A 14,563-nucleotide genomic window follows, 5' to 3' on the forward strand; every position below is an offset into this window, starting at 1 on the left:
TGATCGGCACAAAATCGAATTTTAATATCTTTCACCATCACGCGCCCATAGAATGAGGAATAACAATAATAAGAAACAGGAATAAATCCGGTGAATAACGAAAAACTCTACGCCAATCCCGGCCCGCTGGGTCTGATGGGATTTGGCATGACGACGGTTCTCCTCAACCTTCATAATGCCGGGCTGGTTTCCATGGGGTCAGCTATTCTGGCCATGGGCCTCATTTTTGGTGGTGCCGCGCAGATTTTTGCCGGGATACTGGAATTTTTCAACGGCAACACGTTTGGGCTGACGGCCTTTACCTCCTTTGGCGCGTTCTGGATTTCCTTTGTCCTGCTTATTGTTCTGCCCCATTTTGGGGTGATCGCAGCGTCCTCCCCCGCCCTCATTGGTAGTTATCTGCTTATATGGGGCTTTTTTACTGCAATCCTCTTTATCGCCACACTCAGAGCATCGCGGGAATTGCAGGTTATTTTTGCCACACTGGTCATTCTCTTCCTGCTGCTTGCAGCCGGAGAATTTACGGGTCAGGCTATTTTCACCACCATTGCTGGCTTTGAAGGGCTTGTTTGCGGATTTTCCGCCATCTATCTGGCGGGCAAAGAACTGTTGCAGGTGCAAAAATAACCCCGTTAGACACGGTATTGAGCGCCTTCTTCGCCTGCTCTCATTTCCAGAATGGCCACAACGTAAAACGAGTATATCCATAAGAATATAATCAATGACATAGTTGACCTGATCCAGCGAAAGCGCCTCGCCTTCGCCCCATCAGGAGCCTTGACGTGACGACATCCGCCAGCACCAGTAAGACTCACGCCAGACTACCCCGTGATCTGAGTTTTGATGAAGATGACTGGCTTATTCTGGCGTCTTACTGGTATCCGGTCGCTCTTGTGCGCGAGCTTGAAGAGAAACCGCTGGGTGTAACACTACTTGACGCCCCGCTTGTCCTGTATCGGGCCGGGGATGAGATTGTTATTGCGGATGATCTTTGTCCCCATCGCGGCGTGCCTCTCAGCATGGGTAAAGGGAACGGGCAGACCGTCGCCTGTGCCTATCACGGCTTCCAGTTTGGTGCGCAGGGGCGGTGTGTGAAGGTGCCTGCGCAACCAGACAATGCCATCCCGAAACGCCTGACACTGCACACTTATCCCGCAGTCGAACGGTACGGCGTGATCTGGACCTGCCTGCGGCCGCGGGGAGACCTCAGCCTTCCCACCATGCCCCATTGGGACGACGCAGGATTTCAGCAAATTACCTGTCCGTGGATAGATATTGGCGGCTTTGCAGGACGACAGGTAGAGGGGTTTATTGACGTCGCCCATTTTGCCTTTGTGCATACAGAAACATTTGCAGACCCGGACAACGCGGTTGTGCCTTCTTACATGCCCAAAATCACCCCTTATGGCTTTGAGGCCGAATATCGTAGCGATGTGAGCAACTATCCGGTGGGGCATAAGGACCATAAAGGGAGCGGGTTTGAATGGCTGCGCCACTTCCGGGTGCATGTGCCTTTTACGGCAACGCTGGAAATTCATTTCCCAGAGGAGAAACGGCTGGTAATTATGAACGCCGCCTCGCCTGTTTCTGCCCGCAAAACTCGCATGTTCGCCCCTATCTGCCGTAACTTTGATACAACACTCCCTGTGCAGGATGTTTACGATTTTAACCGTAAGGTTTTTGAAGAAGACCGCGCACTGGTCGAAGCACAGAAACCGGAAAACCTGCCGCTGGATACATCGCTGGAAGTGCACGTCATGGCAGACCGTAGCTCCATCGCCTACCGCCGGGCGTTACGCAACATTGGCCTGAGCCAGTTCTTTACATCCTGAACATTCTTATAAAGGCCTGCTCACCTTCACCCCTTCCCCAGAAGGGGTGTGTATAACTGGCCGCGCATTTTTCCTTACATGCAAGTAATGTTAACGTTTTTTGAAATTTCACACTCACCTTTTTATCGCTTATTTTCTCAAAGAACCTTCATCCCCCTGTAAAGATGCCTGAATTTTTATAGAAATCGTCCTTTATTCCGTTCTTCATCAGAGAGGAGACCTTATGCTATAAGCGCCGCGTTGAAGCCTATTTTGCAGGGATGTCCATGTTCAAAACTTTTTGCAGCATTTTGTGCCTGAGCACATCACTGCTGACACTCGCCTCTTCCGCATGGGCAGCCGAGCCTGACACGACGACCAAAACGCCAATCAAACATCTGGTCGTAATCTATCAGGAAAACGTCGCGTTCGATCATTACTTCGGCACTTATCCCGTGGCGGCCAATCCGGCAGGAGAACCCGCTTTCACGGCCTCTCCCCAAACGCCGCACGCCAATACCCTGCTCAGTGCGCATTTGCTGGAAACAAACCCGAATACAAACCCGGAGAACGGAAAAAATGCGGCGCTTCCGTTTCGGCTAGACCGCACACAGGCCAGCACCGCAGACCAGAACCATCTCTATACAGCTGAACAGATGGCCTATCATGACGGCCATGCCGACCTGTTCCCCCGCTATACTGGCCGCGGCACGTCAGGCGGCACGGGAGCATTTGCCACCCGAGGGCAGGTCATGGGCTATTTTGACGGCAATACCGTCACCGCGCTGTGGAATTATGCCCAGCGTTTTGCCATGAGCGATGCGGCCTATACGGACACCTACGGCCCCTCCACTCCCGGCGCTCTGGAGGCCGTATCTGGCCAGACTAATGGCATGAAAATTATTGCCACCACCCAAAAGCCCTCCACCAAAGACGCTGTCTCTCCGTATATCGCGGATGGTCAGGGCGGCTGGACCATGATCAATGATATTGATCCGGCCGGGGATGTCTGCTCCGTCAAAGGCAATCAGGTGATGATGACCGGTAAAAATATCGGTGATCTGCTGACAGCCGGGAATGTCTCCTGGGGCGGTTTTATGGGCGGCTTCAACCTTCAGACCAAGAATAGTGACGGCACAACAGGCTGCCAGCGCGCGACGTACTCCCCCGTCGTGCATGAAATGATTACAGACTACATTTCACACCACAACTGGTTCCAGTATTACGCCAGCACGGCAAACCCCACACACGCACGCCCCAGCTCACTCGCCGCCATTGGCCATACCCTGAGTGCAGATGGTAAAACACCCGACCCTGCCAACCATGAATATGATCTGGAAGACTTCAAAGCTGTTGTCGCGGCCCATCGTCTTCCGGCTGTCTCTTTCATCAAACTGCCGGCGTTTCAGGATGGTCATGCAGGCTATTCTGACCCGCTGGATGAACAGCAAGGCATCGTACCGCTGGTCAACATGCTGCAACAGCAGCCGGAATGGCGCGATACCGCCATCCTTATTGCCTATGATGACTCAGACGGCTGGTATGACCATGCCTTTATCAAACCTCAGCACGGCTCGTTTGATGCAGAAGCTGACCAGCTCAATGGTCCGGGACGCTGTGGGACCGGGACGCCTTTTGCCGGCGTTGAAGGAAAGCCTGTCAATGGACGTTGCGGGCCGGGCACGCGCATCCCGTTTATCCTCATCTCGCCGTGGGCCCGCAGCAATGCAGTCAGCCACGTCCAGATCACCCAAAGTTCCATTCCTCGCTTTATCGAGGACAACTGGCTGAACGGTCAGCGCCTTGGTGGCGGCTCTTTTGATGCCGTAGCCCACGACCTCAACGACCTGTTCGACTTCAACGCGCCCCCGCGCCTTACCCCTCTCCTGCTTGATCCTGAAACAGGAACGCCGCTTCCTCAGTCAGCTTCCAAGTAAAGTTTTTCTGCGTCTCATGCTGGATGCAACACAGCATCCAGCATGAGATTTTCCTATTAAAAACAGACAGCTATCACGACATAAAGCGCCCATGCAGGAGAGTGCCTCTCTACACTTCTGCACGGGGAGCGACGCCGCGACTATATCACCAGATCGAAACGGGCAAAATCAGGTGTTTTGCGCGAACCTTTCAGGTGATGACGCACCCTCTCCCGAAAAATATGGACGGCTACAAAAATTTCTTTTGAAAACAATCCATTACTTACTGCGCGAACACCCCAGGCTTTTGGTAACCGATCATGGTTCGCGCAGCACCAACCCGCTGGCCAATGCCGCGTGCAGCAGCAGGAAGACACAGTAACCTCAGAGCACTAAGCGATAGCATAGGCTGGATACGACCACCGCCTACAACCCAACGCTTCCACTCCTCAGGTAAACTTAGCGCACACTCTCCCCAAGTCTGCCTAAGCACTCATTAAAAAACATTTTTACAAACCGGCCGCTTTCACACGTCTTCTGGCTTCCGTGGAGCAACCTGACGCGCCAAATCAGCAAGAGCGGCAATCTGGCGTGTCAGATAAGCTCGGGTTGGCTGGTCGGTCAGCGCCATCCGGTCCGTATCAAATTTGCTCATCGCCTGCCCGATCATCACTTCGGGCCTGTTCAGAACAAAGGCATCCAGAAAGACCAGACTTTGCCGCAGATGATATTGCGCCCGCGCCCCGCCGATAGCCCCGGGAGAGACCGTCTGCAACGCCACAGGCTTGCGCGCCAAAGGGTGTGGCGTCACGCGGGATAGCCAGTCCAGCGCGTTTTTCAAAACACCCGGCATGGAATAATTATATTCCGGCGTCACAATAATCAGGCCATCCGCCGCACGGATCTGTTCTGCCATGTCCAGAACGGGAGCAGGAAACCCCTGCTCCTGCACATCCTGATCGTAATGCGGAAACTCCCCGACTGACTCCAGAGACGTAATGGTCACACCTTCCGGAGCCAGTTCAGGCAGTGTCCGAGCCACAATGCCGTTCAAGGACCCTTTACGCAGGCTCCCCAGAAGCGTGACGAAATGAAGTGGTACAGTCTGCGTCATGAGTTTTTTCCCTTTTATGATTTTTCTTAATTTATCAGGCGTGAATGCCGCCAAACCGCCCGGCATTGAAATCCTCAATCGCCTGCCGGATTTCCTCCTGCGTGTTCATAACGAAGGGTCCGTACCCTGCAATCGGCTCATTTAGCGGTTCCCCCGTCAACACCAGAAAGCTGGACTCTCTGGAGGCCTGCAACGTCACCTCAGCGCCCGCATGCTCCAACAACGCAAACTGCGCTGCGCCGAGTTCCTGCGTTCCGTTCAGAATCAGATGCCCTTCCAGCAAAACAACGGCCGCGTTGTGCCCTTTAGGCAGGTTCAGCGTAACCTGCGCGCCTTCATGCAGCACACCGTCCCACACGTTCAGTGGGGAAAAGATGCGGGCCGGTCCGCGGGTTCCCTCATAGTCGCCAGCAATAATCCGCAGCGCCCCGGCCTTGCTGGCCAGAGGCACAGTCGGGATATCCCCCGCAAGGATGGTCTGATACGCCGCAGGCACAGCTTTATCCTTTGCGGGCAGGTTCACCCACAGCTGCACCATGTGGAAGCTGCCGCCAGTTTTGGCATAGGCCGGAGAATGGAATTCCTCATGCTGGACGCCATTGCCTGCCGTCATCCACTGCACGTCCCCCGGCCCGATAATACCACCGCCACCAGAGGAATCCCGGTGTTCAACCTCCCCATCATAAACGATGGTCACGGTCTCGAACCCCTTGTGCGGATGCTCGCCTACGCCCCGCCGTGCGTCGGTGGGTTTGAATTCATGCGGCCCGGCATAATCAAGCAGCAGAAACGGGCTGAGATGCGTGCCAAACTGATTGTAGGAAAACAGCGAGCGGACAGGAAAACCATCCCCCACCCAGTGCCCCCGGTCATTCCCATAAGTGCCAAGAATTTTCTTTTGCATTGTCATCATCCTGTCTGATTGCGGGAGGCTTCAGCCTCTTTGCTTGATAAGAAATATGCGTTCCTCCTATTGTCTCAGGAAGAGCGTATAATCGAACAATGCGTTCCACAGGCAGGACGATGAGAGACCTCAACGACTTTGAATATTTTGCGCAGGTCGTCAAACACGGCGGCTTTTCTGCGGCAGCACGGGCTACCGGCCACCAGAAATCGCTGCTCAGCCGACGGGTGCGCCTGCTGGAAGACCGCCTGCATACGCGCCTCATCCAGCGCTCGTCCCGCCATTTCAGCGTGACGGAAACCGGGCATCGGTTTTACGAGCACTGCCTGACAATGCTGGCGGCCGCCGATACTGCCGAACAATCTGTCGCCCAGCTTCAGGCCGAACCCTGCGGGCAAATCCGGCTGAGCTGTCCGGTCGCTCTCCTGACGTTTCAATTCGGCGCATTACTGGCGCGCTTCATGCTGCGCTACCCCGCTGTCACCCTTCAGCTTGAAAGCACCAACCGGCAAGTGGATGTGCTGAAGGAAGGGTTTGACCTTGCCATCCGGGTGCGCTTCCCGCCCCTTGCTCCGTCTGACCTCGTCATGCGGACGCTCGACACCAGCACGCAATGCCTCATTGCCGCGCCCTCTCTGGTGCCCAAGCCCCTCACGTCCCCAGCTGATCTGAACGGCCTGCCCAGTCTGGACTTCAAAACCCATCCCGGCACCCATTCCTGGCTGCTGGAAAATCAGCAGGGGCAGACTGCCACCGTCTTTCATGAACCCCGCCTTGCCACGGATGACATGGCCGTGCTGCGGGAGGCCGCCCTTATTGGCAGCGGGATTGTGCAGCTCCCCACCATGATGATCTGGCAGGATATTGAAGCCGGACGGCTTGTGCAGGTTCTGCCCGGCTGGCAACCCCGCGCAGGCATTATCCACGCAGTGTTCCCGTCCCGACGCGGGCTTGTGCCCGCCGTGCGCGCCCTGCTTGATTTTCTGGCACAGGAATGTGCTACGCAACGCGGGTTTGCCGCAGAAGCGTTCAAGGCGCCCCCTTCTCAACGGAGTTCTTCATGACTGCACAGGATGCCTCATCTCATCCCCTCATGCGCCAGCCGGGAGCAGACAATACCCGCGTGATGAATGAGGAACTGTTTTTTGATCTGGTCTATGTATTTCTTGTCACCCAGATCAGTCATGGCCTGCTGCATCATCTGACACCGCTCGGTGGCCTGCAAACCCTCATCCTGTGGTTCGCGGCATGGCTTGGGTGGCAATATACCGGCTGGGTGACAAACTGGTTTGACCCACGAGTGCCAGCCCTGCGCGGGGTGCTCTTCCTCACCATGGCACTGGCCCTTGTGTGCGGTGCTGCGGCACCAGAGGCTTTTGGGGAGCGCGGGCTGGCCTTTGCGCTGTGTTACACCCTCATGCAGGTGGGGCGCTCCGCGTTTATTGTGTTCAGCCTCCCGGCCTCTCACCCCCTCTCCCCCAATTACCGCCGCATTCTGGGCTGGGGCATCATTGCGGCCTGTTTCTGGATTGCGGGTGGCCTTGCCTCACCGGAAGCCCGCGTGCCGCTGTGGGCCGCCGGGGTTGCGTGCGAATATTTTTCTCCCATGTTCGGCTTCTGGCTGCCGGGGCTGGGCCGCTCCCATACGTCAGACTGGACCATTTCAGGCAGCCACATTGTGGAACGCTGCCAGTTGTTTGTGATTGTCGCCCTTGGGGAAACCATCATGGCCTCCGGTCTCTCCCTTGCGGAAAGTGAGCACTGGTCATGGATTGAGTTTGGCGGATTTGGCGCAAGTTTTCTCTGCACCCTGGCCATGTGGTGGCTCTATTTTGAAACCTCCAGCGAGGAAGCCGAGCACGCCATCACCAGTTCCTCCGATCCAGGCCGGATGGGAGCCTATTTCCATTATCTGCACGTCATTCTGATTGGCGGGATTATCGTCACCGCCGTCGCTATGGACATGCTGCTGGAAAACCCGGTCGAAGAAGCCAAAGGTGCCCCTGCTCTGGTCATGACGCTCGGGCCCGCCCTCTACCTGCTGGCCAGCACCGCGTACCGCTGGGTGGCCACTCGCCGGCTGGCCTCCAGCCAGATGGTCGGCGTAGCTCTGCTGCTTCTGGTCGGGTTTGCCGGGCAGTCGCTTCCCTTATGGATGCTGGCGTTCTGCGAAACGACGCTGTTTCTGATCATCAGCGTTATCGGCTCCGGCAAAATTGCACAGAGCAAAGCCTGTTTCGGGAAAGCACCGTAACAACCAGATACCTGACCACCGGCGAGACGAGGCCAGCCTCCTCGCCCGGTCAGGCGGAGGCCACATCCGTCAGCAAGACAACAGCCTCCTCCTGCGCCATCACGGTCAGATCTCTGACATCCGTTACAGCAGCCGCATCCCCTGCCTGCAACACGGCATCTTCCACACTGACAACACCCGAGACCACCAGCAGATACAGGTCACGGCTTGCACTGGTGCTGTACGCTGCGCCCTCACCAGCCGGAATAGCCGCATGCAGCAGGCGCGCCCCCGCACTCAGAGCTACCGGCGCGCCGTCTGTGATGATCTCACTTTCCTCAGGATCGTCTTCAGGGAAACCAGACGCCAGAATTCTAAAGCCCCCATCTTCCCCTTGCGGAAAACTGAGGCGGCTTTCCTGCCGGGGCATCCCTTCATCCGTATCCGGCAGAAACCAGAACTGGAGAAAAGATGCACCCTCCGGCCCCGCCTGCCATGCCAGTTTCTGGCAGCCTGAGCCGGTGCTGATGAGATGCAGTCCGTCAGCCTGAATGTCCTCCGACGCAAAGTCATCAATCTGCGCCGTCAGACTCCCGGCCCGCACCCATGTCACCAGATCGACCGATGATTCTGGCCCCAGATGATACGCCTCGGACGGACGCAACGCGCCCTGATTGAGAACCCGCAACCGCCCATCGTGCTGATGCGCAGGGTCCTGATAGTCCGCAAAAGCAAAATGGCACCGGAGCGTTAGCGTATCCGACTTTGCAGACCCAAGGGTTGCGGCCCGTCTCACTGTTATCATGGCGTATCCCTCAAGCCGGCGTTCTGGCAGGCGTCTTTTCAGGATAGATATCCTGCCACCCTCCGCCAACAGCACGATAGAGATGGGTAACAGCCCCCGCCACCTGCGCTGTAGCTGTTGCCAAAGCACTCTGTGAGGACAGCAGCGCATTCTGCAAAGTCAGCACATTCAGGAAATCCGATGCCCCCTGCACATACTGGGTCTTGGCCGTTTCCACAGCAATCTCGTTCTCATGCACGGCTTCCGCCAGTTCATCGCGCCGTCTCTGGGCGGCGGTGAAATCGGCCATAGCGTCATCAATTTCCTGCCAGGCTTTCAGCACCGTGCGCTGAAATAATGTGGCGGCTTCTTTCTGCTGAGCCTTGCGCAGATGCAGCTGGCCCGTCAGACGGCCACCCTCAAAAAGCGGCAGGGTCGCTGTCGGACCAAAGCCATACTGGCGCGAGGCCCATGACCCGAGTCCACTAAACTGAAGCGCCTGAATATCCAGACTGCCCGAGAGCGTCACACGTGGGAAAAAGTCGGCAATTGCCACACCAATGGCCGCTGTGGCCGCATGCAGATGGTCTGCGGCCATGCGGATATCGGGCCGCCGCTCCGCCAGTTCAGACGGCAGCCCAACCGGCACAACCGCGGGCACAGACGGAATGCCGGAAGGCTTACCCAGCTCGGCATCCAGCGCCCCCGGCTCCCGCGCCACGAGGAAACTCAGTGCATTCAGCATATGTGTTTCCTGCGCCTTAAGGGGCGCCAGACGCGAGGTGAAGGTATGCAACTGGCCTGTCGCCTCTGCCACATCAAGGCGCGTTGCGGCCCCCTGCTGGAACCGCAGGCTCGTCAGCCGGACGCTGTTGCTGGCTACCTCGATATTATGCTCAAGAATACCAACCTGCGTTTGCGTGGCCCGCAGATCGATATAATCCTGCGCCGTCTCCGCCATCAGGGAGACCAGCGTATCGCGGCGCATTTCCTCGGTTTCCTGCGTGGCGGCTGTGGCTGCTTCCACCTGACGCCGGACATGCCCCCAGAAATCCACTTCCCATGAGGCATTCATACCGTATTGCGGCAGGTTAAAGGAGGGATTGCCCACGCTCCCCGGCAACGCCGTCGGCCCAAACCCCTGTGAGCCGGAGGCAATAGTGCCCGCCTGCTCCCGCTCCATGGTGCCCAGCAGCCCCAGCACGCCATTCGTGCTGGCCCGCTCCCGCCCATAGGAGGCATTGGCTTCCACATGCGGCATCTGCGCGGCACTGGCAATGCGCCGTTCCGCCTGACTTTGCATCAGGCGCAGGCTGGCCGCTTTCAGGTCCAGATTGGAGGACGCAACCTCATTTTCCAGCTTCGTCAAAGCGGGATCGTTGAACAGTTTCCACCATTGCGGATCTGTGGAGGCCGTGGTGATGCGGCTTTCCGCTGGCGGCTGCGTATCCCGCCATGCGGCAGGTGCCTTCACCTGCGGCTTGTGATACGTCGGCCCGACCGTGCAGCCCGCAAGGGCCACCATGGAAAACCCGGCAAGAAGAAAGCGCTTCATGGCGTTACTGCCAGACATAGCGGGTGTCATTGGCATGTGGCCCTTCCGGCTTTGAAGACGTATCGATATTGGCTTCGACCGACATCCCAACGCGCACTCTGGCCGCCAGCGGCTGGTCCGCGTCAAACGTCAGCTTGACCGGAATACGCTGCACCACCTTGGTAAAGTTACCGGTGGCATTGTCCGGCTGGATGGGGGCAAACGCCACGCCAGTTGCCGGAGCCAGTGAATCCACATGCGCCTTGAGCGGATGCCCGGGGAACGTATCCACCCAGATGGTCGCCCGCTGCCCGGCCTGAACCCTGGTCAGCTGGGTTTCCTGAAAGTTGGCCAGCACATAGGCCGCATGGGTCGGCACAACAGCCAGAATACCCGTGCCCGGATGCACATAATTCCCCACGCGCACGCCACGTTCACCCACCACGCCATCCATGGGGGCCGGAATGGTGCAGTAGGACAGGTTCAGTTCGGCCTGCTTTTCATCCCCCTGCGCGCGCACCAGCACACCGCGTGCCCGCTCAAGCTGGCCTTTCAGCACAGCTACCTGCCGGATGGCGGCATCTACTCCGGCCTGATCACGCGCAATGGCGGCTTCGGCTTCTTTCTCATGCGCTTCGGAGGACTGCTTCTGCTCAATGGTTCCCGCCCCGCCCGAAGACAGGTTGCGGTACCGCACCGCATTCTGCCGGGCAAACATCAGATTGGCCTGATCCGCCAGAACAGCCGCCCGTGCTTCCGCAATGACGGAATCCTGCCGGGCCAGTTCAGCCTCCAGGTTCGTCACATCGCCCTGCGCAGCCATCCGGTTACCCTTCGCCACGTCCAGTGCCGCGCGGTAATCATCATCCTCAATATGGGCAAGCTCCTCGCCCGCATGCACCTGCTCGTTATCCTGCGCAATGACGCGATCAATACGCCCGGACACCTTGGGCGCAACCGTGGGAAAATCCGCCGTCACATACGCATCATTGGTGTACTGGTTCACACCATCCCCGTTGACCCAATGCGCTCCGCCCCACGCAATAAGGGCAAGAACACCTGCGGCACAGCCTGCATAAAGCAGAGGTTTTTTGTAAATCATGTTCAGAGTTCCGGATTAACGAGCGGGAGTATTGGGAGACGGCGCACGAGGCGGATAGACGCGATGCGGCAGCAGCAGGTTCATCGCCGCATAGCCAAGGCAGACAAAAATCAGCAGCATGTAGATATCGTTGAGCGCGAGCACGAGAGACTGCTCATGCACATAGGTATGGAAGACCTGCAGGGCGTTCCGGGCCACATGCCCGCTATCGGGCGATGTGCCGGAAAGCTGCTGCGTAATGGGGTTCCCCATCCCCTGTAAAGCCAGAGCATGCGTGCCGTGATGGTCCAGCAACATGGTGGAATGATACTGCTCACGCCGGCGGCTGAGCGCGGCAAACAGCGCGTAGGCCACCGCATTGGCCAGCCCTTTGAGCATGTTCACCATCCCGGAGATGAACGGCCCGTCTGCAGGCCCCATCGCCATGGTCGCCAGCATCAGGGTCGGGATGACCGTCATCGGCTGACCGAAGACCTGCAGGATCTGGAGCGGGTAGAAATTGTCCCGCACCCAGTCCACTGTCAGCCACGTGCCCATCCAGGCAGAAGCCGCAAGGCACAGCATGCCGCCAGCCAGCACAAAGCGGCAGTCCACCTTGCGACGGTTACAAATTGCCGCAATCAGCGGCAGCATAATCAGCTGCGGGAGTGCGACCACCAGTGAGACAGGAGCCGCCTGAATGGGCCGGTAGCCACGCACAGCCTCCAGATACAAAGCGGGGATTTCCCCCATAATGGAGCAGATCGCCAGAATACCGACCAGCGAGAGCAACGACGCCTGAATATTGCGGGACCGCCAGTACTGGATGCGGAAATAGGGACTGGGGTGATAGGCCTCGTTGATGACGAACACGATAAAGGCCGCCATACCCCAGAACGTCAGATTGGTGATGACGGGCGAGCGAAACCAGTCGAGCCGGTCCCCCTGATACAGCACCGTCACCAGCGAGCAGATGGCAGGCACGCCCACAATCAGCCCGAACCAGTTGAACTTCTCGAACCGCTCAAAATGCATGGGGTCACGTGGCAGGCCATACGCCATCATGCCCACTGCAATCACGGCAAGCGGAATAATCTCCCAATACAGCCAGTGCCAGCCCACATGCTCAAACCAGAACGCTTCCAGCGGCAGACCAAGATTAGGGCCGAACGTCGCACTCATGGCATAGCCACCAATGCCGAACACCCGGATCTGTGGTGGCAAATATTTGAGCATCACGGTCATAAGCACAGGCGGCAGGCAGCCCCCTGCCAGCCCTTGAAAAGCCCGCAAAATACAAAGGGATGTCACGTCCGGCATAAAGGGGGCCGGAATAGACAGCAGCGCCATAACCGCCGTCATGAAAATGGAAAAGCGGTAGATCGAGAACGTCATATAGAACCACGGCGTGAAGGCCATGGCGGCAATATTGAACGCCTCGTAAATGGAGATGACCCACGTCCCCTCATCGTGGCCGATATGCATCGCGCCACGAATGTCGGACAGGCCGATTTCGGTCACATGTTCATTAAAGCCCGCAATATGCACTGCCAGCAGCATGCCAAGGCAGCCGATGACGGTCCGCAGACCAAAAGGCGGAATATAGGAGGGCCGCGGCGGCGAGGCGTGAACGACTGGCTCACCGACCGCCTGTGGAGGGGCGACGTTGTTCATAGCCGCACATGATCCTGAGAGGCCGCTACCGACAACCCTCATTTGTGGAAAGCGACGACTTCGATTTTCGGAAGAATATTTTCTGGTCAATCCGCCAGACAAAATCTATTTCTGGAGGGATGAAAGGCTACGATCTCGATCTGCTGCGCTACCTTCAGGTACTGACTGAAGAAGAGAGCGTATCCCGTGCGGCCCGCCGCATGAAGGTCAGTGAACCCGCCATGAGCCGCCAGCTGGCCAAGCTCCGCACAGCTTTTGCGGACCCCATTCTGGTGCAGGCCGGTCGGCGCATGATCCCTTCGGCCTTTGCGACCGGCGTTCTCAATCAGGTGCAGGATCTGGTCCGCAACGCTGATAGCCTGCTGGAAACGCGCGCCCTCGCCAATCTGGCCAACATGGCCCCAACCTTCACCATCCGCGCGAATGATCTGGTCGTCGCGGCCCTCGCCCTGCCCCTTCTGGAAGCGCTCAAGCAGGATTGCCCGCGCTGCGAGGTGGTGTGGGCCCCGGAACTGGATGCCGCCGCTTCTGACCCGTTACGGGATGGCGGCATTGACCTCTATCTGGGCGCAACTGAGCTGATGAAGCCCGAAATCCGCCGCCAGACTGTCCTGCGCGACCACATGCAGGGGCTTGTGCGGAAGGACCACCCCATTCTGGCCGGCCCCATCACGCCTCAGAGCATGGTGCTGTATGATTATATCAGCGTCTCCCGCCGTGGCCGGGCACGCGGCCCCATAGACTGGATGCTGCAAAACCAGTACGGCCTGACACGCCGGATCGCCATGGTGGTTCCCACCTACCATTGCATGGTGGAAAGCATGAAAGAGACGGACCTCATTCTTCCCCTCCCCGGTCTCGTCATCAACCATATTTCTCTCAAGGCTCTGGGGCTGGCGTCTTTTGAATTCCCGCTTTCTCTGCCAAGCGTTGAAGCCTTTCAGGCCTGGCACCCAAGGCGGGATACAGACCCGGTCCATCGCTGGCTGCGGGAAACGCTTTTCAGGGTCTCGCGCAAAGTGTTTGAAAAGTGCACCCCTTAAAGCCAGGGTTAATGGCTGGCACGAACCAAAACACGCCCCGTCACTTATTGGCGGCAAACATGGTTGTGGCCATGTTCAGCACCTTCCGCCTGTAAGCCGCACTCAGCATTGGCGTGTGGGAATGATAGTAGCCAATCGCCCGCATCACATCGCCATGCGCCTCATCAATATAGGTCCGCATAATGAGCGCCGAGGCCGCTACATTAAAGCAAGGGTCAGAAATCAGGCGCGTTGCTGTCACAGGCACAGAAAGATGATGCATATCCGCCAACGGCTGCACCCAGCGCGTATTGATCTGCATCAGACCCAGATCCGCACTGCCATCCCCATTAGGGTGCACCATCCCCGTCACACCGCCTTCGACCTTCTGGATCACGGGCAAAACCCGCGGCGGAATATGATAGTGGCTGGCACTGGCAATCATGCAGGCAAGAAGTGAACCGGGCATTGTCATCCTGAATCCAGCGGG

At 57.7% G+C, this 14,563-nt stretch carries 13 protein-coding genes; 6 read left to right on the forward strand and 7 right to left on the reverse strand.

Annotated features, from left to right (window positions below):
* Positions 1-90 precede the first annotated feature (90 nt).
* From HK23_RS11015 to HK23_RS11025, 3 genes are all read left to right on the forward strand, one after another.
* Complete coding sequence (locus tag HK23_RS11015; protein ID WP_086653996.1) at positions 91-627, forward strand: acetate uptake transporter; 537 nt, start codon at positions 91-93, stop codon at positions 625-627.
* A gap of 155 nt (positions 628-782) precedes the next feature.
* Positions 783-1,832, forward strand: coding sequence for an aromatic ring-hydroxylating oxygenase subunit alpha (locus HK23_RS11020; RefSeq protein WP_086653997.1), 1,050 nt, complete (start codon positions 783-785; stop codon positions 1,830-1,832).
* Positions 1,833-2,098: 266 nt separating this feature from the next.
* Complete coding sequence (locus HK23_RS11025) at positions 2,099-3,748, forward strand: phospholipase C (RefSeq protein ID WP_179193883.1); 1,650 nt, start codon at positions 2,099-2,101, stop codon at positions 3,746-3,748.
* Positions 3,749-4,253: 505 nt separating this feature from the next.
* Here HK23_RS11025 and HK23_RS11030 read toward each other — a convergent pair.
* Together HK23_RS11030 and HK23_RS11035 are read right to left on the reverse strand one after the other, a co-directional pair.
* The gene (locus HK23_RS11030; protein WP_086654058.1) at positions 4,254-4,841 is read right to left on the reverse strand and encodes an NADPH-dependent FMN reductase; all 588 of its coding nucleotides are present in this window, start codon (positions 4,839-4,841) and stop codon (positions 4,254-4,256) included.
* Between the two features lie 34 nt (positions 4,842-4,875).
* Positions 4,876-5,745 carry a pirin family protein gene (locus HK23_RS11035; protein ID WP_086653999.1) on the reverse strand — a complete coding sequence of 290 codons (870 nt, stop codon included), beginning with the start codon at positions 5,743-5,745 and terminating at the stop codon, positions 4,876-4,878.
* Positions 5,746-5,864: 119 nt separating this feature from the next.
* On the opposite strand from HK23_RS11035, the gene HK23_RS11040 reads away from it, so the two are divergent.
* Both HK23_RS11040 and HK23_RS11045 read left to right on the forward strand, forming a co-directional pair.
* On the forward strand, positions 5,865-6,809 hold the full coding sequence (locus HK23_RS11040) for a LysR substrate-binding domain-containing protein (RefSeq protein WP_063907551.1): 945 nt from the start codon (positions 5,865-5,867) through the stop codon (positions 6,807-6,809).
* Positions 6,806-7,999 carry a low temperature requirement protein A gene (locus HK23_RS11045; protein WP_218777707.1) on the forward strand — a complete coding sequence of 398 codons (1,194 nt, stop codon included), beginning with the start codon at positions 6,806-6,808 and terminating at the stop codon, positions 7,997-7,999. The genes HK23_RS11040 and HK23_RS11045 overlap by 4 nt, the downstream gene beginning before the upstream one ends.
* A 49-nt stretch (positions 8,000-8,048) precedes the next feature.
* Here the strand turns inward: HK23_RS11045 and HK23_RS11050 are convergent, their stop codons facing one another.
* The 4 genes from HK23_RS11050 to HK23_RS11065 are packed head-to-tail and all read right to left on the reverse strand — an operon-like array spanning position 8,049 to position 13,051.
* Positions 8,049-8,783, reverse strand: coding sequence for a pirin family protein (locus HK23_RS11050; RefSeq protein WP_086654001.1), 735 nt, complete (start codon positions 8,781-8,783; stop codon positions 8,049-8,051).
* Positions 8,784-8,793: 10 nt separating this feature from the next.
* Positions 8,794-10,317, reverse strand: a complete 1,524-nt coding sequence (locus HK23_RS11055) for an efflux transporter outer membrane subunit (RefSeq protein ID WP_086654059.1) — start codon at positions 10,315-10,317, stop codon at positions 8,794-8,796.
* A gap of 4 nt (positions 10,318-10,321) precedes the next feature.
* Positions 10,322-11,398, reverse strand: coding sequence for an HlyD family secretion protein (locus HK23_RS11060; protein ID WP_086654002.1), 1,077 nt, complete (start codon positions 11,396-11,398; stop codon positions 10,322-10,324).
* Between the two features lie 15 nt (positions 11,399-11,413).
* On the reverse strand, positions 11,414-13,051 hold the full coding sequence (locus HK23_RS11065) for an MFS transporter (RefSeq protein WP_063907555.1): 1,638 nt from the start codon (positions 13,049-13,051) through the stop codon (positions 11,414-11,416).
* A gap of 119 nt (positions 13,052-13,170) precedes the next feature.
* Between HK23_RS11065 and HK23_RS11070 the strand changes: the two genes are divergently transcribed.
* Complete coding sequence (locus HK23_RS11070; RefSeq protein WP_086654003.1) at positions 13,171-14,094, forward strand: LysR family transcriptional regulator; 924 nt, start codon at positions 13,171-13,173, stop codon at positions 14,092-14,094.
* Between the two features lie 40 nt (positions 14,095-14,134).
* Here HK23_RS11070 and HK23_RS11075 read toward each other — a convergent pair whose 3' ends face one another.
* Positions 14,135-14,542, reverse strand: coding sequence for a lytic transglycosylase domain-containing protein (locus HK23_RS11075; RefSeq protein ID WP_179193885.1), 408 nt, complete (start codon positions 14,540-14,542; stop codon positions 14,135-14,137).
* Between the last annotated feature and the right edge of the window lie 21 nt (positions 14,543-14,563).

The organism is Acetobacter malorum, assembly GCF_002153605.1.
In the GTDB taxonomy this organism is placed as follows: Bacteria; Pseudomonadota; Alphaproteobacteria; order Acetobacterales; family Acetobacteraceae; genus Acetobacter; species Acetobacter malorum_A.

Excerpts from the sequence above, each read along its gene's own strand:
- HK23_RS11025 (WP_179193883.1), top strand. The coding sequence starts at position 2,099 with ATGTTCAAAACTTTTTGCAGCATTTTGTGCCTGAGCACATCACTGCTG.
- HK23_RS11030 (WP_086654058.1), bottom strand. The coding sequence starts at position 4,841 with ATGACGCAGACTGTACCACTTCATTTCGTCACGCTTCTGGGGAGCCTG.
- HK23_RS11035 (WP_086653999.1), bottom strand. The coding sequence starts at position 5,745 with ATGCAAAAGAAAATTCTTGGCACTTATGGGAATGACCGGGGGCACTGG.
- HK23_RS11040 (WP_063907551.1), top strand. The coding sequence starts at position 5,865 with ATGAGAGACCTCAACGACTTTGAATATTTTGCGCAGGTCGTCAAACAC.
- HK23_RS11045 (WP_218777707.1), top strand. The coding sequence starts at position 6,806 with ATGACTGCACAGGATGCCTCATCTCATCCCCTCATGCGCCAGCCGGGA.
- HK23_RS11050 (WP_086654001.1), bottom strand. The coding sequence starts at position 8,783 with ATGATAACAGTGAGACGGGCCGCAACCCTTGGGTCTGCAAAGTCGGAT.
- HK23_RS11055 (WP_086654059.1), bottom strand. The coding sequence starts at position 10,317 with ATGAAGCGCTTTCTTCTTGCCGGGTTTTCCATGGTGGCCCTTGCGGGC.
- HK23_RS11060 (WP_086654002.1), bottom strand. The coding sequence starts at position 11,398 with ATGATTTACAAAAAACCTCTGCTTTATGCAGGCTGTGCCGCAGGTGTT.
- HK23_RS11065 (WP_063907555.1), bottom strand. The coding sequence starts at position 13,051 with ATGAACAACGTCGCCCCTCCACAGGCGGTCGGTGAGCCAGTCGTTCAC.
- HK23_RS11070 (WP_086654003.1), top strand. The coding sequence starts at position 13,171 with ATGAAAGGCTACGATCTCGATCTGCTGCGCTACCTTCAGGTACTGACT.
- HK23_RS11075 (WP_179193885.1), bottom strand. The coding sequence starts at position 14,542 with ATGCCCGGTTCACTTCTTGCCTGCATGATTGCCAGTGCCAGCCACTAT.